The sequence below is a fragment of the Methylobacterium sp. GC_Met_2 genome (assembly GCF_026540795.1).
In the GTDB taxonomy this organism is placed as follows: Bacteria; Pseudomonadota; Alphaproteobacteria; order Rhizobiales; family Beijerinckiaceae; genus Methylobacterium.
The window spans coordinates 16,129-36,294 of the sequence record NZ_JALNUM010000064.1 but is presented as its reverse complement, the minus strand read 5'-3'; the positions used below and the strand labels follow the sequence as shown (position 1 = coordinate 36,294).

Annotated in this window: 19 protein-coding genes and 1 pseudogene; 3 read left to right on the top strand and 17 right to left on the bottom strand. The window is 62.6% G+C overall.

What is annotated here, in order from left to right:
• Positions 1-614: 614 nt before the first annotated feature.
• Both OXS49_RS20430 and OXS49_RS20425 read right to left on the bottom strand, forming a co-directional pair.
• Positions 615-1,577: pseudogene (locus OXS49_RS20430) on the bottom strand (IS630 family transposase).
• Between the two features lie 545 nt (positions 1,578-2,122).
• Positions 2,123-2,311 carry a carbohydrate porin gene (locus tag OXS49_RS20425; protein ID WP_267426421.1) on the bottom strand — a complete coding sequence of 63 codons (189 nt, stop codon included), beginning with the start codon at positions 2,309-2,311 and terminating at the stop codon, positions 2,123-2,125.
• A gap of 353 nt (positions 2,312-2,664) precedes the next feature.
• Between OXS49_RS20425 and OXS49_RS20420 the strand changes: the two genes are divergently transcribed.
• A protein-coding gene (locus tag OXS49_RS20420; protein ID WP_267426422.1) for an IS5 family transposase occupies positions 2,665-3,419 on the top strand; the annotation gives its coding sequence in 2 pieces (ribosomal slippage) (positions 2,665-3,322 and positions 3,322-3,419; 756 coding nt in all).
• Between the two features lie 1,446 nt (positions 3,420-4,865).
• On the opposite strand, the gene OXS49_RS20415 is transcribed toward OXS49_RS20420, so the two are convergent.
• From OXS49_RS20415 to OXS49_RS20385, 7 genes are all read right to left on the bottom strand, one after another.
• Positions 4,866-5,168 carry a hypothetical protein gene (locus tag OXS49_RS20415; protein WP_267426420.1) on the bottom strand — a complete coding sequence of 101 codons (303 nt, stop codon included), beginning with the start codon at positions 5,166-5,168 and terminating at the stop codon, positions 4,866-4,868.
• Positions 5,126-5,728, bottom strand: a complete 603-nt coding sequence (locus OXS49_RS20410; protein WP_267426419.1) for a hypothetical protein — start codon at positions 5,726-5,728, stop codon at positions 5,126-5,128. The genes OXS49_RS20415 and OXS49_RS20410 overlap by 43 nt, the downstream gene beginning before the upstream one ends.
• 305 nt (positions 5,729-6,033) lie before the next feature.
• Entirely contained in the window at positions 6,034-6,432 is a 399-nt protein-coding gene (locus OXS49_RS20405) for a hypothetical protein (RefSeq protein ID WP_267426418.1), read from the bottom strand.
• A gap of 35 nt (positions 6,433-6,467) precedes the next feature.
• Positions 6,468-6,692: a hypothetical protein gene (locus tag OXS49_RS20400; protein ID WP_267426416.1), complete on the bottom strand. Its 225-nt coding sequence runs from the start codon at positions 6,690-6,692 to the stop codon at positions 6,468-6,470.
• A 156-nt stretch (positions 6,693-6,848) separates the two neighbouring features.
• On the bottom strand, positions 6,849-7,181 hold the full coding sequence (locus OXS49_RS20395) for an AlpA family phage regulatory protein (protein WP_267426415.1): 333 nt from the start codon (positions 7,179-7,181) through the stop codon (positions 6,849-6,851).
• A gap of 347 nt (positions 7,182-7,528) precedes the next feature.
• Entirely contained in the window at positions 7,529-8,515 is a 987-nt protein-coding gene (locus OXS49_RS20390; RefSeq protein WP_267426414.1) for a hypothetical protein, read from the bottom strand.
• A 481-nt stretch (positions 8,516-8,996) separates the two neighbouring features.
• A complete protein-coding gene (locus OXS49_RS20385) occupies positions 8,997-9,401 on the bottom strand; it encodes a hypothetical protein (protein WP_267426413.1) in 405 nt (134 codons plus the stop codon).
• Between the two features lie 381 nt (positions 9,402-9,782).
• Here OXS49_RS20385 and OXS49_RS20380 point away from each other — a divergent pair, with 381 nt between their 5' ends.
• Positions 9,783-10,982, top strand: coding sequence for an integrase arm-type DNA-binding domain-containing protein (locus tag OXS49_RS20380; RefSeq protein WP_267426412.1), 1,200 nt, complete (start codon positions 9,783-9,785; stop codon positions 10,980-10,982).
• Positions 10,983-11,276: 294 nt separating this feature from the next.
• Here the strand turns inward: OXS49_RS20380 and OXS49_RS20375 are convergent, their stop codons facing one another.
• The 8 genes from OXS49_RS20375 to msuE form a co-directional block, all read right to left on the bottom strand.
• Positions 11,277-12,722, bottom strand: a complete 1,446-nt coding sequence (locus tag OXS49_RS20375; protein ID WP_267426411.1) for a SulP family inorganic anion transporter — start codon at positions 12,720-12,722, stop codon at positions 11,277-11,279.
• A gap of 643 nt (positions 12,723-13,365) precedes the next feature.
• Positions 13,366-13,635, bottom strand: a complete 270-nt coding sequence (locus tag OXS49_RS20370; protein ID WP_244008299.1) for a hypothetical protein — start codon at positions 13,633-13,635, stop codon at positions 13,366-13,368.
• Positions 13,636-13,785: 150 nt separating this feature from the next.
• A complete protein-coding gene (gene ssuD / locus OXS49_RS20365; protein WP_267426408.1) occupies positions 13,786-14,961 on the bottom strand; it encodes an FMNH2-dependent alkanesulfonate monooxygenase in 1,176 nt (391 codons plus the stop codon).
• Positions 14,962-15,109: 148 nt separating this feature from the next.
• On the bottom strand, positions 15,110-15,961 hold the full coding sequence (locus OXS49_RS20360) for an ATP-binding cassette domain-containing protein (protein ID WP_267426407.1): 852 nt from the start codon (positions 15,959-15,961) through the stop codon (positions 15,110-15,112).
• A complete protein-coding gene (ssuC, locus tag OXS49_RS20355; protein ID WP_267426405.1) occupies positions 15,961-16,743 on the bottom strand; it encodes an aliphatic sulfonate ABC transporter permease SsuC in 783 nt (260 codons plus the stop codon). The genes OXS49_RS20360 and ssuC overlap by 1 nt, the downstream gene beginning before the upstream one ends.
• Positions 16,743-17,795 (bottom strand): sulfonate ABC transporter substrate-binding protein, encoded by a 1,053-nt coding sequence (locus OXS49_RS20350; RefSeq protein WP_267426403.1) that lies wholly within the window; start codon positions 17,793-17,795, stop codon positions 16,743-16,745. The genes ssuC and OXS49_RS20350 overlap by 1 nt, the downstream gene beginning before the upstream one ends.
• A gap of 5 nt (positions 17,796-17,800) precedes the next feature.
• Positions 17,801-18,769, bottom strand: a complete 969-nt coding sequence (locus OXS49_RS20345) for an aliphatic sulfonate ABC transporter substrate-binding protein (protein ID WP_267426401.1) — start codon at positions 18,767-18,769, stop codon at positions 17,801-17,803.
• 8 nt (positions 18,770-18,777) lie between these two features.
• Positions 18,778-19,350, bottom strand: coding sequence for an FMN reductase (gene msuE, locus OXS49_RS20340; RefSeq protein ID WP_267426399.1), 573 nt, complete (start codon positions 19,348-19,350; stop codon positions 18,778-18,780).
• Between the two features lie 602 nt (positions 19,351-19,952).
• Here msuE and OXS49_RS20335 point away from each other — a divergent pair.
• The gene (locus OXS49_RS20335) at positions 19,953-20,153 is read left to right on the top strand and encodes a hypothetical protein (protein ID WP_243923758.1); all 201 of its coding nucleotides are present in this window, start codon (positions 19,953-19,955) and stop codon (positions 20,151-20,153) included.
• The last annotated feature ends 13 nt before the right edge of the window (positions 20,154-20,166 follow it).

Below are 20,166 nucleotides of genomic sequence, written 5' to 3'. Positions count from 1 at the left end.
CCTAACCAAATTGCATAAGAGTAACATATATAGCGCAGCTTTTGGATCGAAAATGGGAGCTGAAGGTGGGACGACGCTTTGTCAGACTTAAATGCGATTTTGTGCAAGGCCCAGGCAAGGCTTACACTTACGCTTTCGATCTCGTCATTGAGGATGAAAAAGTCATTCAGGGATGGAAGTACCTAGGATTTAGCACATTCATAGGAAGCGGTGGTCGAGGGGCCGTCGAAACTTATCCGTTCATACTAGATAATGAGGGAGATATGGATTTTGGATCTTGCTTTGATAAGTCTGAGAGATATCTTTCTACGAATCTAATCTCTAGAATTATAAGAGTCTCGGAAATATTTACGATCGAAGACACCGGTGAAAACGTCTATATCATAAAGGAAATCAATGGAATATGAACAGAATGCGAATTTCGTTGTAATTTTACTTGAGTAGTGGGATTGGATTCGTCTTTCTTGCGGAAGGCGGTCGAAACAAGCCCGGGTTGCTCCACCCCTGGGTTTTGGTTTGGTCGAATTGGGATCCTTCGGGTTGGCTACCTTGCCGACATCGACGTGCCGAAGAATCTCGTGCCGATAGATTTCTCTGCCTAGAGCGCGGCCCAATCAGTTTGAAGCACAAGCGTCGTCCTCGTTGCCGGCAGCTGTGAAGTAGTTGCGGCATTCTTCGGGCGAGAAGCGCGTGAAGGCTTTGTGGATCGCCGCCCAGAGATCGCTGACCGTGCGGGCCGCCGCGCTGCGCAGGAGCGCTTTAAGTTTTGCGAAGGCTTGTTCGATCGGGTTGAACTCAGGGGAGTACGGCGGGAGGTACAAGAGCCGGGCTCCGGCTGCCTCGATCGCCTCGCGCACGCCTGCCACCTTGTGGACGCCGAGGTTGTCCAGGATGAGCGTGTCGCCCGGCCTCCGGGTCGGAACCAGCGTCTCGGCCACGTAGGTTCGGAAGCGCTCGCCCGTCACGAGCCCGTCCAGCAGCGCAACCGCCTCGGGCCCGCTCGTCCTCAGCCCGGCGATGACGGTGGTGGTCTTCCAATGACCAGCGGGCGCCGCGATCCGGCAGCGCTCGCCGCGCAGAGCCCAGCCATAGCGGCGGACCATGCTGGTGTTGGTCGCCGTCTCGTCCAGGAACACGAGACGGTCCGGATCGAGCTCGGGCTGCGCTTCGAACCAAGCCTCACGCGCCGCTCTTACGTCCTCGCGCTCCTGCTCAGCTGCGTGCAGAGCCCCTTTTTGCGCGTGATCCGGTGCCGGGCGAAGAAGCGCGACAGAGAGCTGGTGCTGACCGCGACCCCGCGTTCCTGAAGAGCTTCACGCAACTCGCGCAGGAGGACCTGCGGGCGGGCCTGGTGGGTCTGCCGGATGAGGTCGGCATGAGCCTCGATGTGGCGGGAGCGCTGGTCGCCGCCCAGCGGCTTGGGCGCGACGTGGCCCACGCGCCGCTTCTGCTGCGACCAACGGCTGGCGCTGGCTCGGCTCACGCCGAAGCGCTCGGCGGCTTGCCGGCAGGTCGCCCCCGGACGAAACCGCGGACGCCACGCGCTGGCGCAGATCGACGGACAAGGTTGTCGGCATGGCCTCCTCCTTGCCCCGCCAACCCCCAGCCGCCCAGCGCAGCTTCCGATCGGACGAACCCCGCTCTAGTTCGAGGTCTACTTCGGCGGGCCCGCCGGCCCGCGCTAGATGTTTGGTCCCCACCGGCTATGATCCCGCGCTCGTCGCACAGTCCCCCGCCATCGCGATGTTCGCCTCCTACACGGCGCCCGACCTGGGCGGTCGCGTCCCGGCACCTCACGGCGACGGAGCGCGACCGCCTGTCCGAGGCCGACCTGGTCCTGCGCGAGGGCGACGCCCTCGCGCAGGATATCGCCTCCGAACTGCACAAGCTCGACAACTGTCTGGCAGAGGGCGGGGCAACGGTCCTGATTGAAGACGCGTCCCAAGCCTGACGCAGAGCCCGGGCGGACTCCTCGCCTCGCCGACCTCCCGAGCCAAAGTCGATGCGGTGGGCCATAATGTGCAGCCATGACAATCCATCGAAGTGCCGTCGGAGGTACTTCACGCTGAGGCCGGACGGCTCGACCATTCCCCCGGGGTGCTGGCCTGTCGTCCGCGCTGACTCAGTAGGTGAGCGTCGTCCGGAGGCCGACGACCGTGGCGTTCCTGACACGGCGTCCAAGCTCATCACGCTGGTCGAGGATGTTGCCGCCCATGTGGAAGACGTACTGCACGTTCGGCTGCACCGGAAACCCCGGGCCAAGGACTCCTTGATACGTTGGACCGAAAAGGGCACGAAGCCAAATGTCCAATTTTACGGGCTCTCACGATCCGGCGTGACTTAATCTAACCGGAAGCAGCCGGTCCGCTTCGGAGCCGTCTCACCGCGTAAGCGGCCGGCCTGTTACCGACCACCACCGGGCATTCTAGCACTACTTTGGCAGTCCCATTCAGGGTGTCGGCGTCGCGCTACCTGACGGTAGGCAATGACGCCAGAATGCCCCTCTTTTCTATGACCTTAGGTCGCTGTTGAAGCGGATAATTGTCCGCCTTCTACGCTTTCTTAGGTCTGTACGCCAATCTGCCAAAGTAGTGCTAGCGTCCGGACCCATAAAGGTGGCGCGGACGGCTCGGGTGTGATTCACGGCCCCTGCGGGAGGGGCCAATAGACCATTTCTGGCTGACGGACGAGCAGTTCGCGAAGATCGCACCGCTTCTGCCGAACGACACGCGGGGTAAGGAGCGCGTGGACGACCGACGCGTGATCAGCGGCGTCGTCCATGTCCTGAAGTCCGGCGGGCGTTGGACAGACGCACCGCGCGAGGTCTACGGGCCGAAGAAGACCCTCTACAATCGCTTCGTGCGCTGGGCGGCCAAAGGGGTCTGGGTCGGCTTGTTCGAGACGTTGGACCAGGCCGGCGGACTGCCCTCCCAGGTGCTGATCGATTCCACGGCCGTGAAGGCGCACCGTTGCGCCGCCGGGGGCAAAGGGGGGGAGCAGAGCCAAGCCATTGGCCGCTCGCGAGGCGGGCGCACGACGAAGATCCACGCTCTCACCGATCGCTTCTGCCGCCCGCTCGCCTTCCTGCTGACCGGCGGGCAGGCCGCCGACTGCAAGGCCGGCGCGCTGCTGCTCGAACGCCTGTCCGCCTGCCGCATCGTGCTGGCCGATAAGGGCTACGACAGCGACGCCATTCGGCGGCAGATCGAGGCGGCCGGGGCCGCGCCCAACATCTCACCCAAGGTCAACCGCCGCTGGAAGCCGTGCTTCTCGCCCGTGCTCTATCGAGGGCGCAACGCCATCGAGCGCATGTTCGGCCGTTTAAGGACTTCCGCCGCATCGCCACCCGCTACGACCGTTTGGCGACCAACTATCTCGCCGCCGTCTGCCTCGCCGCCACCGTCAGCTACTGGTTATGAGGCCCGACGGTAGATTGATCAAAGAGCCGGCAAGCGGACCTTCTCATCAGCCGGTCAAGGTCGACTTCGCCGGTTTATACAGGTCGTGCAGGACGTCAACTAACCCACAGGACGAGCCCTGAAGCAAACGCGCCTCTTCCAGTAACCATCGGGCACTCGAATGGATCTGTATCAGGCGCGCGGACCGGGAAAAGGCAACGGCTAAGTTTTTTAGGTCCAACTCGGGCTTCAAGCACTTGGCGGGGCTGAGCCCCGCCAAGTGTTGGCACGTTCCGGTTAGATGAGCGGGCGCAGCGTAGGCCGGTGAGGATCCTTGCCCGCGCTCACGTTGTGAAGGAGTAACCGGTCCCACAAAGGCCATCGTTCTTGGAATAGATCTGCCTCGTCGGCGAAAGAAGGATGTAAGGTATTGAATTTCAGTCGTCTTGCCCCTGACATATTGTGGTCGTAACTGCGAGCAAAGATGCGGTGCTTGAAGACATAAGAAAGCATATGAGGCTGATTTAGCACCGGTTCAATACTGAACGAGTGACATGATGTGCTACCGGATCGGAAAGTATGGGTGACCCGATCGAATGCCTCTTGACTGATTGAACCAGAAACGAACACACAACTAGAGACTCTCCATATTGCAGCGATTCTATCTCTAGTTCCAAGGGAGACATCGATGCCACCGATTGCGATGGCACCGGGCATCGATTCGAGCAAAGCTTGCTTTTGCTGATCGAGTAGCTTTCCAAGATCAAAATCGACAAGCAGGCCTTTCGCTACTAACGCGCTGGGCGGAGTCCACCACAATTGGACCCATGGATTATCTTCCCCTAAGACATGCTCCGCTTGCGGAAGGAGTCGCAGCCGATATCGTCGTGCGCACATAGGGCAAACTCCAGAAAAGCATCGGCAGCCCTTTCGACAGCTTTTCAGGCGCTCAAGGATTCCTTGAGCGGCTCGGCCCCTATTTTTTGCCAAGCGCTCTATGGTGCGATTGGCTGCTCGCCGGCAGATTTCGAACGATTCGTGGCGGGATAAATACGTTTTGAAATCCGTCATGAGATACCTCCAGGTAATGGAGGCCAATACAAGCGGCTGTATTTTAGTAGTGTCAAACCTCCAAGAAGAATGTTATTTGTCCAATAACGTCCATAGCTGACCGCTGAGATCCGGGTACGACTTGATCAAAGTTGCGTGATAGGTTTGATTCCTAAGTCACTATCATCGAATGAAACCACGCGTCGCTCGTAGTTGCGGCGGACGGCAGTTCGTTCTAACGGCCGAGTTTCACCCAACGGAGCAGTTCCCGTGGTGACGAGGGCGAGGCTAGGGGCCAACGTGAAACGACTCGTCCTTTCCCTCGCCAATCGGATACGGATCTCGGACCTATCGATGGCAAACGCGTTGCCGGTGAGGACAGCGACATCGCCCCCTGTAGCCCTTCAGCCCCGATACTTAAGGCTGCCGCTGTTCCCAAGCCCGAAACGGCTTCAGCGCTTCATCCTGGATCGCCCGAGCGAGGGCGGTGCCCTCGCGGTTGCCGAACAGAAGCTCATCAAGGGTGCGGCCGGCCATCACGTCGAGCAGGCGAACTCGTTGACCGGTGCGCAGCCAATCCTTCTTGATCCGCCAAGCCCGGGTGTCGAAGCCGGTCAGCGGCTGGTCGCGTGAAACGGTCCGCAAAAAGGCGGTGCGGTAGACCTTCTGCGGGGCTTTCAAAGCGTAGACGAACTGGCGGATGAGGTCGTCGTCGGGCACTGCCTGAATGTGCACCGACGTAACGCCTTCCTTAATGCTGGCATGCCGCTCGCGAAGCGCCGTAGGATCCCGCTTAATTCCTCTTCGGTAACCCCCCAGGCGAGCAGGTGGCAGTGCCAGGAGACTGAGTCGAACATGGCCCAGCCCGATGAGGTCCAACTCGGAAACAGCGCGACCTCGACCATGCCGATGAACGGTATGTCGCCGAATGCCTGCCGGGCCACTTGCTGCAGGCGATGGATCTTGAAGTGCGCCGCTTCACTCAAGCCCCGCATCATAGAATGGCCTTGCGGATCGAACATACCGCGGTCTGCGAGCGAAAAGGCGAAACGCGCGGGGGTGATGGTGACGAAGCAGCGCGGGCCATAAAGGATGCTCGGCTCGGCGGCGATGTGCTTCAGGGCGATTTCGGCGAAGGCGATTCGGGAATAGGCGTTGTTCGCGTAGAGTGCGTGCGCGTTGGAACGCTGAAGCGCATTGATCGCCTCCCGGCAGGCGACCTGTTTGTAGTTCCTCCGCGGGTACTCGAGGTAATCCTTAATCCGATCGTCGCTTCGCAAATGAACCTCGGCGAAGGTAGCCAGATCCTTGATATTGGGCAGGGGGGATCGTGGGTCATATGGCCGGGGGGTCGAATTTCAAAAACCTGTTTTGACGGCCTGTACGAGCGGGAAGGGGATAGGAAATGGGCATATTGGAGCATAGCTTACCTGCATTGATGAAGTGATAGGTGCTATAACAAATGATGTGTGCTATAAGGTATGTCGGACCTGCTTCAAAAGTGTGGTTTGCTAAAACGATTTGTTGTCAACTCTCAGGGATGAAGGGCTCAAATTTAACAGCATCCGAGCCCTTCGTTATCAGATCATTCGCTATCTAAGCGAATGCGGTCAAATTTTTTGCAGGCAAATTCTTTGTAGTCCGAGGTGCCCTCAACACGTTGGATTTTGAGATTCGCCTGCTGACCTTTTTCGATCTTCATCGCTCTATCAAGGTGCTTCTGACTTACCCAAATCTTTAAAGCCACAAGGTCTCCCCAAGTCTCGTCTTCAAAGATCGCTGCTTTTAATGCTCTCGACTTTGTAGCGAGCTTCGCAACCGCTTTGATGCCTCCGTCCTCGTCGATTTTCTTAGCTATCTCGTCAGGTGAGATGCCATTGCTGCAGTAATATCGAGCGACATTTGCATACACGTTGACAGTTTGTTCTTTTTCCCGAGTGTCTGCGTTTAGAATGTATCGCGCTAGGGTGTTGAACTTGTTCAACGTATCGCGCTTGCGGCCGTTTTTTCGCTCCGTTTCTAAAAAAATTTCTCTTTCAGAAGTGCCTCGTACCCGGGTACATCGCCGTCAAACAAATTAACGCTGCGAGCGATGTCGGCGATGGCGAGGTGTAATTGATCGCGATAGGATTCCTCTACCGACTCATGTTTCTTTCGAGCTTCTCGAGCGACATCAAGGGCAGATTTCGGCTTTTCTTTCTGATCCATTTTTCCGACCTTTCGGCCGAGCTTGTTGGCACCCATTTGTCGGCATTGACGACAAACAAGCTCGACGCTTAGTGATGAATGAGGTTGGTTGGTTTCTATCGCCCGGGGGAAGTTCGGAGAGCGCGACTTTGCGCCACCGGAGACCCGCCCCCCGGGTGATTTTGGCGGGTTGCTGATGCCTGTGCGTCTCAGCTAACCGCCCTTGGTAAGGCTCCTGACTATTTCAACCACTTCTGCCCGATGCCAAAAACTCAATTTCCCGAACTTGCAAGGAGCGGGAAAGCGTTTTGCCTTTATGTCGGCGTAAAGCTTGGAACGAGACATTGGGATGATCTGGAGCACTTGCTTTAACCGGAGCAGTTGGTCGTTCGTTTCGTTGTTTGCATGCTTCATTAAAACTTCTCGCCCAGTTGCAGACGGGAAATGTCTTGCACCAATAAAATCGGAAAAAACTCGCGTTGACGGGAAAATTCCCGTTTCATTCGCGAGATCGAAAAGCGGGTTTTGGGCAAAAGGCTCGCTCATCCGCACCCCAAGCCTCAAGCGAGCGCGCACCAAGATTGGGCTGCTCCGCCTGGTCTGGGATATCCGCTTGCTGACGATTCTAACGATAAAGACGTCCTGCCCGTCAGCCTAAACCAACCGGCATGACCGCCCGGGCAACGCTCCAATTCACCAAATTCGACCACCTGAAACTACACGGAGTCTGATTAAAACGGCTAGGGCGTGTCATCGCTTGAGCCAGTCGAGAGCTGCGGCGAGGGCAAGGACGCCCAATCCCTCCTGTCTTGGAGAGAGGAAAACGCAAACCCCGCCAGTCCGTTCAGGCGACGACAAGCCCTAGTTCTAAGTGACTTCCTGGAGAAACAACATTATGGCGCGTTGCGTTTTGCTATAGCCTGGAGCTCGTTTGCGTAGTCTTCTTGTGCCCACTCTAATGCAAGATCTAAGTGCTTTTGGATAGTCTTTGCACCAACGGGAAAGCCGCAAATCTCACAATCCCTCGCGATCCCTAGAACATCACCACGCACCCTGTGTTTTTTATCAAAAACAGGATAAAGTTTGTACCGCTCAAATGCCATACTCAATAGAATGCTGTATAATCGGTGCCTGGTATTCGTATGAATTGCATCCATACTCGCTTCTTTTATCGTCTCATCAAAGTCCCAGCCTTTGCTTTTTGACCAAATTACAAAAGTTTTCGGCATTATAGTGTCGTTTAGGAATATGCCAGCGGATACAGCTCGGTTAATTATCTTGATACGCAATTCGAGAGCTTTGGAAAAATCAGTCTCTATTTCGTCGACGAAATTCGATGGAAGATCTAACGCAAATTCCGGTTCAATTCGCATCGAAAGGGCTGCGGCCTCGGCGACAGTCCACGAGTCCATGGCCATCCATCTTTGTACATCATATGCTGCATAAGTTTTTCGAACTTCAGCTATGGCGTTGGCTTCACGCGTTTGTTCATTCTTAATTTTTGCTTCCATCCAAATCTGATGGACTTCTCCTGATTTCATCCTAGCGTATTGCCCCATAAGATGCCATGTATGCTCAACAAAATCTCTAATCCTATTTCTGCTCTCTTCAGATATATTTTCAATAATCGTGAATCGCTCGATCCTAAGCGTCTCATCGATCAAATCGCAATAGATTTCACTTGATTTCGGATCTGATTGAATGCCGATAAAATATAATATACCGTCTTCAACGCAGCGATCTATGTTTGTTTCTTTCCCAGCACTATAGCCTCCACCTTTCGAGGCAAATATAACCTGCCGGGTTTGATTGTTAAATAGTGGATTAGTCGCATTGATTATGTAATCGATTTTCTCATATCTATGAATTGCCTTTGCCATGCGGACTCCTGTTTGGCTCGTACGTCATCCACCGACACGTAGCACGTATCAAATTCCAATGCGGCTCGGCTTCGATAACGGCTCTGTCGACATTCAAGCTATCGCTGAATTTGGCCCGTGCCTGTAACGCAGCTTGCTAAGCTGATCTATAGATCGGCATTTAACTGGCAAATATTAACTGGTGGCAACGCACAATATTATCGGCATATACGATGTGGTCCGGCGGGTGGGTTAGGAAGTATTCTAAGTTATGTTGAAAATCATCGTGGCGCGCCATTCGCAATGAATGCTTTCCGTTCAGCGGCGATCAACGTCGCGTAAGTCGTCTTGATCATCAGGACGCACGTTTCGCAGTTCTCCGTCACTACGTTCAGCGGTACCCCTGCCTCAGCGGCACACGAGATGTATGAATGCCGCAGTGCGTAAAACGTACCTGATAGGTCCAACTTCGCGTTAATAGCCTCCGCTTCATCGGAAGTACTTAGTGGCTCCCGCCCCAGGGGGCCTTGTCAGCGCGCAGCAGCAGCAGCGGCGCCTCCTTCTCGCGTTCGCCCACCAGCCGTAAGAAGAACTTTACTGCATCAGGCTTTAGGATAACGATGCGTGCTCCGGTCTTGCCACGCGGCACGTACAACGTTTCGCCCTCGGCATCGAAGTGGCGGACCTGACACGCGGCAAGTTCGCCACAGTGCGCGCCGGTCAGAAACCCAGCTGTTAGCAGGTCGCGGAAGCTCGCATCGTTGCAGCTCTCGAGGAGACGCAGCACCTCCGCGGGCGTGAAGTGTACCTCGCGTGCCCGGCCGACCTGTTGAAAAGGGCGGACAAGCCGCCAAGCGCTATCGTCGGTGAGTCCTTTCGTCGGATCGCCCACCGCGTGGTTGAGCATCGCCGTCGGCCCGCACCAAGTTATCACGCCACGTTTCGATCCGTCGGCACGTAAGCTCCTCAATGCGATTCAAGCCAAAGCTGAGCAGAACGAGGCGATTCAAGCAACAACCCGTTCCGTCCCCTCTCATAGAACCTCGATGTCCAACGTTTATGCATCCAGGAGCCGCTGCAGATCGCGGATCTGTTACCGAATCCCGCTAGGCTTGGTGGCTGGTACCGGCTTTTCCATAGGTTTTGACACCTGGTGCATCTATTACAGTTCCCCAGCATTCCATAAAAGGCTGGATCTGCAGGTGTTTTTGTAGCGAAGCTTCTGCTGAACCCTGGCGTAACTACAAACCTACGATTACAATGCGAGTAGAGGCTCGGGTGTGAAATAATGCAGGGTAAGCTCACTGCTCTCGGCGTTGCTCGGCTGAAAATACCGGGCATGTATGGCGACGGCCACGGTCTTTGGCTTCAAGTCACTGGCAGTGGCGCCAAAAGCTGGATTTTTCGGTTCACCCTTCGTGGCAAGTCACGCGAGATGGGGTTGGGTTCGGCTGCTACCTTCAGCCTCGCCGAAGCACGGGATCGCGCTCGGGATTGCCGTAAGCTAACGGCCGATGGAATCGACCCCATTGAGGTCCGTAGGGCGAAATTTCAGGAGGCGGAGCTAGAAGCCGCGAAGGCTGTCACGTTCAAGCAATGCGCTGAGATTTACATTGAAGCGCACAAAGCAAGTTGGCGCAGTGATCGACACGCAAAGCAGTGGCCATCTACGCTGAAATACTATGCATATCCGTTGTTCGGTGATCTTCCGGTTCAAATCATCGACACCGGCCTAGTTATGAAAGCGTTGGAGCCGATCTGGAGCACGAAGCCCGAGACTGCCACGCGGGTACGGGGACGAATCGAGGCTATCCTAGATTGGGCGACTACCCGCGGCTATCGCCGCGGCGAGAATCCGGCGCGGTGGAAGGGTCACCTTGCCAACCTGTTGCCGCGGCGATCCAAGGTAAAGAAGGTTGCACATCACCCTGCCCTGCCCTGCAGGCAGGTGCCAGTATTCATGGCCGAGCTTCGCGGCCAGGACACGATTCCAGCGAGGGCACTGGAGTTCACAATCCTTACGGCAGTTCGATCTGGCGAAGCGTTGGGCGCACGCTGGGCCGAGATCGACATGGATCGTGCCATTTGGACCATACCGGCCGAGCGGATGAAAGCCGGGGTTGAGCACCGGGTGCCGCTGTCGGAACCGGCGGTGGCCCTGTTGGCGCAGATGCGCGGCGTTAACGATATCTTCGTGTTTCCAGGTCGCCGAAGTGGGGAGCCACTCAATGATAAGATGACCCGCGACGTACTCGCGAAGTTGAATCGCACCGGCATCACGGTCCACGGCTTCCGCTCGTCGTTCCGAGATTGGGCTGGTGAGTACACCACGTTCCCACGTGACTTGGCTGAGATGGCGTTGGCACACACAGTAGGTGACGCGACTGAACGGGCCTACCGGCGCTCCGATCTGTTCGAAAAACGACGTGAGCTGATGAATGCCTGGGCTACAATATGTTCTATCGATAAATCATTCGTATTTAAGTAATTTAAATAATTAGCCATAGTATTGCATGGGAAATCGAAAAAACACAGCTCTGGGCGGCTGCTGTAAATCATTTTTTGGATCTAACTATTGATCGTTCGGTCGATGAGTTTTCGTGGTTGGGGGTGTGTGCCCGTTGAAGCCTCTGGCTATGAGCAAGGCGGTCGCCACGCCACTTCTCATAAATGCCGTTCGCGTATCTGGCTAAAGATAACGTCCGCAACAGTACCAGACCGTGTTGGACAATCCGTTTTTAGGATGTGGGATTAGACGTGGGTAGCTTATTTAAGCTCCGAGCTAAGAACCTGTTTGAAATAATAAATTGCTGGCGCATTCGCGGATGATGCTGCTGCGCCGCTCCGCCCCGGAGATCGCCCGGCGGATGGTCGGGATCTGGGCGTACTGGACCGCGAAGATCAGCATCGCCATCAGGATGCCGGTCAGGAAGCCCATTGTGGCCCCGAACAGGGCGGTCGCCGCGCACACGCAGGCCGCCACCGCGACCTCCCAGGGCAGCAGGGTCCTGTGGGCGCGGGAGAGGTTGAACAGGTGCCCCAGCGCGATCGCGATCAGGGCACCGCCGGCCAGCGGGCGCGGCAGCAGGCCCAGGGCGCTCGCGCCGAACAGCAGCAGGGCTGCCGTGACGGCGAGCGTCAGCCACCGGCCGAGCCACTGCCCGCCGCCGATATTGTGCAGGTACAGCGTCGAGGTCCGGTCGAAACCCATCACCGGGCTGCCGAACAGGCTGCCGAGGACGTTCGTGAAGCCCGAGGCGACGAAGAGCCGGTCGATGCCGAATTCGCGCCGCAGATCCAGCTCGACGCTGACGACGTAGAGGATCTGGATGATGACCGCGACCAGGATCTCGGTGGCGATCTTCGGCAGGACCGGCAGGAGCAGGGCGGGGTCGAAGCCCGAGAGGCTGGCGATCGCCGGGGCGCGCAGCAGCGGGCCCGGCGGCAGCGGGTCGATCAGCCAGCCGGCCGCCTGCGCGGCGGCGGTGTCGAGGCCCTGCATCGACACGCCGAGATGCACCAGCGCGAAGCTGGCGATGACGATGGCGGGGAAGGTGCTCCAGTGCGGGACGCGCCGGGGGAGATAGAAGGCGCAGACACCGATGCCGAGCGTCAGGGCGATGCGCCCGAGCGTGCCGGGATCGTGCAGGCTGGGCGTTGCCGGATCGAACAGGCCCAGCACGGACGCGACCGCGTCGTCGATATGGGCGCCGATCTGCACGCCGCTGCGCAGGAGCAGCAGGCCGACGCCGGCGAGGAAGCCGGTCAGGATCGGGTAGGGCAGCAGCTGCATCACCAGCGAGGCCCGCAGGGTGCCGAGCGCCACGAAGACGAGGCCCGTCAGCAGGGTCGCCGCGCCGCAGGCGAGCAGGACGATCTGGCCGACCGCATCCGGATCGGTCACGCCCGCCGCGTGCAGCTGCTCCGCGACCCTGGCGGCGATCGCCGCCTGCACGATCGCGGCCGCTCCGAAGAACGACAGGGAAACCACCACGTCCCGCTTGAGCACCGCGAAGACGAGGCCGCCCAGGACGTAGGCCGAGAGCATCGCCGCCACTCCGGCGGTGCGGCTCTCGGCGAGCGGGCCGGAGAAGATGAGCTGCGAGTACACGATGAGATCGAGCACGATCATCATGGTGGCGACGCACCCACCCATGATCGTCCGCGACACACGCGCCGACGCCGCGCGCATCGCGCGTCCGGCGGGGATCCTGTCGGGTGTGGTCATCGGCGCGGGATCCGGATCTCAGAAACTCGGACGGGGCCGGGACACAGGCGCCGCCGCGCGATCCACGTGGGACCGTTGGAATCAGGCTAGCCTGAAGTAGCGCCTCGTCATCGCGGCCGCACGCTTAAAATTTCGTGTTGATCGCGGGAGAGGTCCAGACATTCCGGCCGCGCCATCTGGTCGACATCTGGCTGTGCGGCGGTGTAGCCTGACCTGGGCTCCGGACGGCGCATCACGGCGGCCGCCAACACTTCGCGATGACCTGCCGACGGATGGCGGGGGCGTGCGGTCTTCAGGGTACGCGCTCGACATGCGCCTTCGGCCGTTCCGGCGACGCCGGGTCGAGGTCTCGGTCGAGGTCTCGGTCGAGGTCCCGGCGGGCTGGCCCGTCAGCGCAGGCGCGCGGGTCCTCGGGCTTGGCAGACGTCCGTTCGAGGACGCGGGCGCGCGGCCCCCGTCCCTCCGCGAGGGCAGAGGGAGAGACGGGGCCGCACGCCTGTTGTCCGACGGGGATCTAGTGCATCGATCCAGACGGTGGCGTCAGCCGAGTCTGGAAAAATTGATGCAAAACCAAAGAACTCGTGCTCACTCGCATGAACGAAGTGAATGCGTCAGAGCACTAGGGGATCCGAGGGCCCGCCCCTCAGCGCGCCTCGCTGACCCGCTTGGTCGTCCGCTGCTCCTTCTTGTAGGCGGTGATCGCCGCCGAGCAGCCGGGGGAGAGGTTCTTGAGGTTGGTCTTGAAGCAGGCCTCGACCTCCGGGCCACCCGGCGCGTAGGCGCTGCAGTAATCCATGTAATCGCCGGTGCAGTGCTGCTTGAGCGCGTCCCGGGCGGGGGAAGACTCGGCGAAGGCCGCGGCGGAGCCGAAGCACAGGGCGATGGCCAACAGGGCCGTCTTGGTCGAAGTCATGGACATCCTTCACGCGTCCAGACGCGCGAACGCGTCGCGCGACGATGGACGAGGCGGATGGACGCCAAGGATGGCGTCACCGTGACGTTCGGGTGACGCGAATGCAGATCAGCCATGCCCGACACTGAAGGGCATGGCTGATCTCCCGGGTCAATGCGCCCCGGCGCGCCGGGCCGGCACGAGGTCGTTGGCGATGATCTCGCCGAACGGGCCGTCGTTGCGTGCGTTGGTGGAAGGGCGGCCGGTGGTGGCGCGCAAGGGCAGCTTCGGGAAGACCAGCTCGGCGAAGCGGTAGGCCTCCTCCAGATGCGGGTAGCCCGAGAGGATGAAGCGGTCGATCCCGAGATCGATATACGCCTTCATCCGGTCGGCGACCTGATCGGCCGAGCCGACGAGGGCCGTCCCGGCGCCGCCGCGCACGAGGCCGACACCGGCCCAGAGGTTCGGCGAGACCACGAGCTTGTCGCGGCTGCCGCCGTGGAGCGCCATCATCCGGCTCTGTCCGACGGAATCCTGCCGCTTCAGGGTTTCCTGCGCCTTGGCGATGGTGGCGTCGTCGAGCTTCGAGATCAGCCGCTCGGCCGCCTCCCAGGCTTGCGCCTCCGTCTCCCGGGCGATCACGTGCAGGCGGATGCCGTACGAGAAAGTCTTGCCCTTCGCCTCGGCGGCCTGACGCGCCAAAGCAACCTTCTCCGCGACCTGGGCCGGGGGCTCACCCCAGGTGAGGTAGACGTCGCAATGGTCGGCCGCCACCGCGATGCCGGCCGGCGAGGAGCCGCCGAAATAGAGCGGCGGATAGGGCTTCTGCACCGGCGGGTAGATCAGCCGGCCGTTCTCGGCGCGCAGGTGCTCGCCCTGGAAGGTCACGGTCTCGCCCGCCAGCAGGCCGCGCCAGATCGTCAGGAACTCGTCGGTGACCGCGTAGCGTTCGTCGTGGGACAGGAACACGCCGTCGCCGGCCAGCTCCACCGGGTCGCCGCCGGTGACGACGTTGATCAGCAGGCGCCCATCCGAGATCCGGTCGAGCGTCGAGGTCATGCGGGCCGCAGCAGACGGCTCCATCAGGCCCGGCCGGACGGCCACGAGGAAGCGCAGGTTCTTCGTCAGCGGCGCCAGCGCCGAGGCGACGATCCAGGAATCCTCGCAGGAGCGCCCGGTGGGCAGCAGCACGCCGTAATAGCCGAGGTCGTCCGCGCCCTGCGCGATCTGCCGGAGATAGTTGAGCGAGACCTCCCGGGCCCCTTCCTGAGCGCCGAGATAGCGGCCGTCGCCGTGGGTCGGCAGAAACCAGAGGACGTCGGCGCGCCCGTCAGTCGGTGCGGTCATTGGGTTTGTCCTTGCTGATCGAAAGTCAGAGGTTTCAAAAGGTCGAGACCTTTTGCGGGTGCAGGGCAGCGCCCTGCAGTCGGGCTTTGCCCGATATCGGGGCTCCGCCCCGACACCCCGCCAAAGGGCTCGCCCTTTGGGAACCCGGTCACACGGGCGTCTCGGACCCACCCAGCAGATGATCGAGAATACGGCCTTCGAGGCGTGCGAGATCCGGGTCCCCGCGCCGGCGCGGGCGCGGCACGTCGACCCGCAGGTCGAGGGCGATGCGGCCCGCCTCGACCACGAGGATCCGGTCGGCCAAAGCCACCGCCTCGGCGACGTCGTGGGTGACGAGGAGCGCGGTAAACCCTTGCGCCTGCCAGATCCGCTCGATCAGATCCTGCATGTCGATGCGGGTCAGGGCGTCCAGCGCCCCGAGCGGCTCGTCGAGGGCGAGCAGGCCCGGCCGGCTCACCAGCGCCCGGGCGAGCGCCACGCGCTGCCGCTGGCCGCCCGACAGGGTCGCGGGCCATTGCCCCGCCTTCTCGGCGAGGCCGACCTCGCCGAGCGCGGCCCGCGCCCGCTCCCGGCGCTCGGCCCGGGTGCCGTGGCCGGAGAGACCGACCGCGACGTTGTCGACGACCCGCGCCCAGGGCAGGAGCCGCGGCTCCTGGAACATGATCCGCTTCGGCGGCTCGGACCGGCGCGGGCTGCCGGCCGTCCCGTCCAGGTCGATCCGGCCGCCGGTCGGCGTCTCCAGCCCGAGGATCAGGCGCAGCAGGGTGCTCTTGCCGCAACCGGACCGGCCGACCACCGCGGTGAATCCGCCGGCCGGCAGGAACAGGTTCAGGCCTTCGATGACCGTATGGCCGTCGAAGCTCTTGTGCAGGTCGCGGACGGTGACGGCGATCCCGCGGCCGGCGCGCTCCGCCGGGGGTGGGCTGCCCGCCGGCCGGGCATCGGCACGGGGGACCGCGTCGTCGGGGAGCGCCTCGCGGCGGACGGCGTCGAGCAGCATCAGGCGCTCCTGTAGGCGGGGTTCCAGGCGAGGCAGGTGCGCTCGAGCTGGCGGGTCAGAGCGTCGGCGAGCTTGCCCAGGGCGGCGTAGATCAGGATCGCCAGCACGACGACGTCGACCAGCATGAACTCGCGGGCCTGCATGGCCATGTAGCCGAGCCCCGAGGAGGCCGAGATCGTCTCGGCGACGATCAGGGTCAGCCACATGATGCCGAGCGCGTAGCGCAGGCCCACGAAGATCGACGGCAGCGCGCCGGGCAGCACCACCCGGGTGAACAGCTCTGTCCGCGACATGCCGTAGACCCGGCCCATCTCGACGAGGCCCGGATCCACCGAGCGGATCCCGTGCAGGGTGTTGGCGTAGATCGGGAAGAACACGCCGAGCGCCACGAGGAACAGCTTGGCCTCCTCGCCGATGCCGAACCACAGGATCACCAGCGGGATCAGCGACAGGTGGGGCACGTTGCGCACCATCTGCACCGAGGTGTCGGTCAGCCGCTCCGACAGGCGCGACAGGCCGTTGGCGAGGCCGAGCGCGAAGCCGATCCCGCCACCGACCACGAAGCCCGCCAGCGCCCGCAGGGTGCTGACCCCGAGATTGGTCCAGAGCTCCCCGGTCCGACCGGCCTCCCAGCCGGCCCGGGCCACGTCGAGGGGCGCCGGCATGAACCGGTTGGAGACGAGCCCGACCGAGACCGCGGCCTGCCAGCCGAGGAGGATCACGGTCGGCAGCAGCCAGGGGATCGCGGCATCGCGCAGGCGCTCGTGCTTGGATGCGGGCATCAGCGGGCCTCCGCTTGGGTTCTCGCCTTGCCCCCGGGCGGCGTCCAGACCGCGTCGGCGACCCGGATCGGCTTCGGCAGGAGGCCGAGGTCGTGGAATGCGTCCGCGACCTTCTGCTGGTCGGCGATCGTCGCCGCGTCGAGGGGCGCGACGCCGTAGGACAGGCGGCCGAGCGCGACGCTCAGGACCGGGGCGGGGATGCCCACCGAGGGGGCGAGTTCCGCCGCCACGGACTCGGCATGGCCCTCGGCCCAGGCCTCGATCTCGCCGAGCGCCTTGAGCACGGCCGACACGATCTCGGCATTCGGATCCATGAATCCGCGCCGGGACAGGTAGAACTGCCGGTTGGGGGCGATTCCTGTCCCGTCGGGCCCCTTGCCGTCTGCCCCTCTGCCGTCGACCAGGACCCGGGCGCCGGTGGCGCGCTCGGCGGCGGCCTGGAACGGGTCCCAGATCACCCAGGCATCGACCGAGCCGCGCACGAAGGCGGCGTTGGCGTCGGCCGGGGCCAGGAAGGCGAGCTTCACCGCATCGTAGGGCATGCCCGCCTGCTCCAGGGCGCGCACCAGCAGGAAGTGGACGTTCGAGCCCTTGTTGAGCGCGATGGTCTTGCCGCGCAGGTCGGCGACGCGCGTCACCGGGCTGTCCTTCGGCACGAGGATCGCCTCGCCCCGGGGGGCCGGCGGCTCGGCGGCGACGTAGCGCAGCTCCGGGCTCGCGGCCTGCGCGAAGATCGGCGGGGCCTCCCCGGCCGAGCCGAAATCGATCGCCCCGGCATTCAGCGCCTCCAAGAGCGGCGGCCCGGACGGGAATTCCGACCACGACACCGTGGTGCCCAGGGGCTGGAGCGCTTTCTCCAGGGTGCCGCGGCCCTTCAGCAGCACGAGGGAGCCGTATTTCTGATAGCCGATCCGGATGCTGCCGGCGGCGCGCGCGGGGCGCAGCACCGCGGCCGCCGCGAGGCCGAGCCCGGCCGAGAGGAGCAGGCGGCGGTTCGGGGCGAGGCCGGCGGGGTGCGGTAGAGGCAGGGTACGGGGCAGGCGGTCGGTCATGGGTCTCAGCCGTTGCGGGCGGGGGCGGCCCAGACCGCGTCGGCGATCCGGATCGGTTTCGGGATCAGCTTCAGGGCGTGGAAGCGGTCGGCGACCCGCTGCTGCGCGGCGATCACGCGCTCGGTCATCGGCCCGATCACGTAGTCGGTCCGGTCCACCGCCCGGCGTGTCGCGGCGAGGGGGACGCCGGTGCCCTGCGACAGGAGCTCGGCGACCGCGCCGCGATTCTGCGTGCACCACGTCGCCACCTCGCCGAGGGCGTCGATGGCGGCGGCGAGCACGGGAGCCCGGCCCTCCGCGAAGGGGCGGCTTGCCAGGAAGAAGTTGGTCTGCGGGGCGATCTCGGTGGCAGAGGCGAGGATGCGCACCCCCTCCCCGGCCTCGGCGATGGCGAAGTACGGGTCCCAGATCGTCCAGGCGTCGATGCTGCCCCGGGCGAAGGCCGCCGCCGCGTCCGCGGGCGCCAGGGTCACGGGCTCGATATCGGCATAGGTCAGCCCGGCCTTCTCCAGAGCCGCGATGGTCAGGTTGTGGGCGCTCGACGCCTTGGCGAAGGCGACGCGCTTGCCCTTGAGCTCGGCGAGGCCGCGGATGCCCGAGCCCTTCGGCAGCAGGATCCCAGCGCCGGAGCCGCCGGCCTCCTGGGCGGCCGCGTAGACGAGGTTGGACCGCGCGGCCTGCGCGAAGATCGGCGGCGCGTCGCCGGTCTGCCCGAAATCGATCCCATCCAGCGACAGGGCCTCGAGCAGCGGCGGACCGAACGAGAACTCGACCCAGCGCACCGTGTGGCCAAGGGGCGCCAAACGGCGCTCGATGATCCCCTGCTGCCTGGCGACCACCAGGATGCCGTTCTTCTGGTAGCCGATCCGGAGCACGCCCGGCTCGGCCGCGCGGGCGCCCCGGGCTGCGAAGCCCGCCGGAAGGGCCGCCGGAAGGGCGGCGAAGGCGGCGAGGAGGGCGCGGCGGTCGAGCATCGTGGGGCTCACTCGGCGGCCGCGAGGGCGAGCGGGGCCGTCGCGGTGCGGTGGACGAGGAGCGCGGCGAGCTGGGCGCCGGCTTCCGCGGCCCGGGCCTGCACGCCGGCCTCGGTCAGCACGCCCGCGTGGAAATCCGTGTCCGAGGCGTAGACCGCGGTGGGGATCTGGAGCGCGCCGAAGAAGCCGAACAGCGGCCGGAAGGCGTGCTCGACCACGAGGGCGTGGCGCGCGCCGCCGCCCGTCGCCACGATGGCCACCGGCTTGCCGGCCAGCGCCGCCGGATCGACGAGGTCGAACAGGTGCTTGAACAGGCCGGTATAGGCGCCCTTGTAGACCGGCGAGCCGACCACCAGCCCGTCCGCCGCCTCGATCGCATCGAGCACCGACCGGGCGGCGGGCGGGAGCTGATCGCGGGTCCAGGCGGCACCGAGGCCGGGGCCGGCATCGACGAAGTCCAGGATGCGGACGTCGAGGGCGGCCCGTGCGCTGGCTTCGCCCAGCACCGCATCGACCAGCGCGCGGGTCTTGGACGGCCGCTGCACGTTCGCGCTCAGCCCGACGAGTCTCGGTCGTGTCATGCTCTGGTGCCTTGCTCAGGTGCCTTGCCGTGGCGGGCCGGTGCGACGGTCCGGTCCGGTCGGGACGCGACGCGCCGCCGCCGCCGCCGCCGCCGGGCATCCGGACGGAGCGCTAGAATTGATGGCCTGCCTGTCGCAGGTCAATGAAACGCTTTTCCCTATTCATCGGGTAGAGAAAAACATTCTCCCCGTAATCTGCGCGCGATGGTGAAGTTCTATCTCGCGATCGACCGGAGTTTTTCGCGGTGGATCGGGCGATGACGCCCGGTCAGGACCCTGGGCGCCGGTCAGATCTACCGATCGCCAGGAGAGGAGTTCGATTTTATCGTCCGAAGCGGCCTACGGAGAAGGTTCTCGTTTGGATGCGCGCGGTCCGCGGCGGGCGCCCGGCCGCGCCCTCCGGGGCGGAATCGGGCTGGCCCCACCGCCGGATCGGCCGGCCCGTCGAGCCCCAGACCTGTCGCTTCAGGCTCCTCGCGCCAGACCATTCCGCCCGACGGCCAGGGGCCCGGATCTGGTCTTCACCCTTGACTTCCAGATTGTAGTTGTTCTAATTCGCAACAGAGCGGCGCGGAGCCGATCCTCAACGGGAGATACGGAACATGGCCAACGCCCATTGCGAGAGCTGCAAGTTCTTCGACGAGCACACCGGCAATGGCCCGGCGCCCCAGGCCGATGCCGGCCTGTGCCGGTTCAATCCGCCGGTCAGCCAGCCGGAGCCGGAGTCCAAGGGCCTGTGGCCGGTGGTGTCCACGAACGATTGGTGCGGCCACTTCACCGCCGAGATGACCGCGGCCGAGTGAGGCCTGCGGAACC

Bases quoted from the DNA above. Each gene is read 5' to 3' on its own strand.
- OXS49_RS20350 (WP_267426403.1), bottom strand. From the start codon at position 17,795: ATGACCGACCGCCTGCCCCGTACCCTGCCTCTACCGCACCCCGCCGGC.
- msuE (WP_267426399.1), bottom strand. From the start codon at position 19,350: ATGACACGACCGAGACTCGTCGGGCTGAGCGCGAACGTGCAGCGGCCG.
- ssuD (WP_267426408.1), bottom strand. From the start codon at position 14,961: ATGACCGCACCGACTGACGGGCGCGCCGACGTCCTCTGGTTTCTGCCG.
- OXS49_RS20380 (WP_267426412.1), top strand. From the start codon at position 9,783: ATGCAGGGTAAGCTCACTGCTCTCGGCGTTGCTCGGCTGAAAATACCG.
- OXS49_RS20370 (WP_244008299.1), bottom strand. From the start codon at position 13,635: ATGACTTCGACCAAGACGGCCCTGTTGGCCATCGCCCTGTGCTTCGGC.
- OXS49_RS20395 (WP_267426415.1), bottom strand. From the start codon at position 7,181: ATGAGCGAGCCTTTTGCCCAAAACCCGCTTTTCGATCTCGCGAATGAA.
- OXS49_RS20385 (WP_267426413.1), bottom strand. From the start codon at position 9,401: ATGCTCAACCACGCGGTGGGCGATCCGACGAAAGGACTCACCGACGAT.
- OXS49_RS20345 (WP_267426401.1), bottom strand. From the start codon at position 18,769: ATGCTCGACCGCCGCGCCCTCCTCGCCGCCTTCGCCGCCCTTCCGGCG.
- OXS49_RS20360 (WP_267426407.1), bottom strand. From the start codon at position 15,961: ATGCTGCTCGACGCCGTCCGCCGCGAGGCGCTCCCCGACGACGCGGTC.
- OXS49_RS20400 (WP_267426416.1), bottom strand. From the start codon at position 6,692: ATGGGTGCCAACAAGCTCGGCCGAAAGGTCGGAAAAATGGATCAGAAA.
- OXS49_RS20390 (WP_267426414.1), bottom strand. From the start codon at position 8,515: ATGGCAAAGGCAATTCATAGATATGAGAAAATCGATTACATAATCAAT.
- ssuC (WP_267426405.1), bottom strand. From the start codon at position 16,743: ATGCCCGCATCCAAGCACGAGCGCCTGCGCGATGCCGCGATCCCCTGG.
- OXS49_RS20375 (WP_267426411.1), bottom strand. From the start codon at position 12,722: ATGACCACACCCGACAGGATCCCCGCCGGACGCGCGATGCGCGCGGCG.
- OXS49_RS20335 (WP_243923758.1), top strand. From the start codon at position 19,953: ATGGCCAACGCCCATTGCGAGAGCTGCAAGTTCTTCGACGAGCACACC.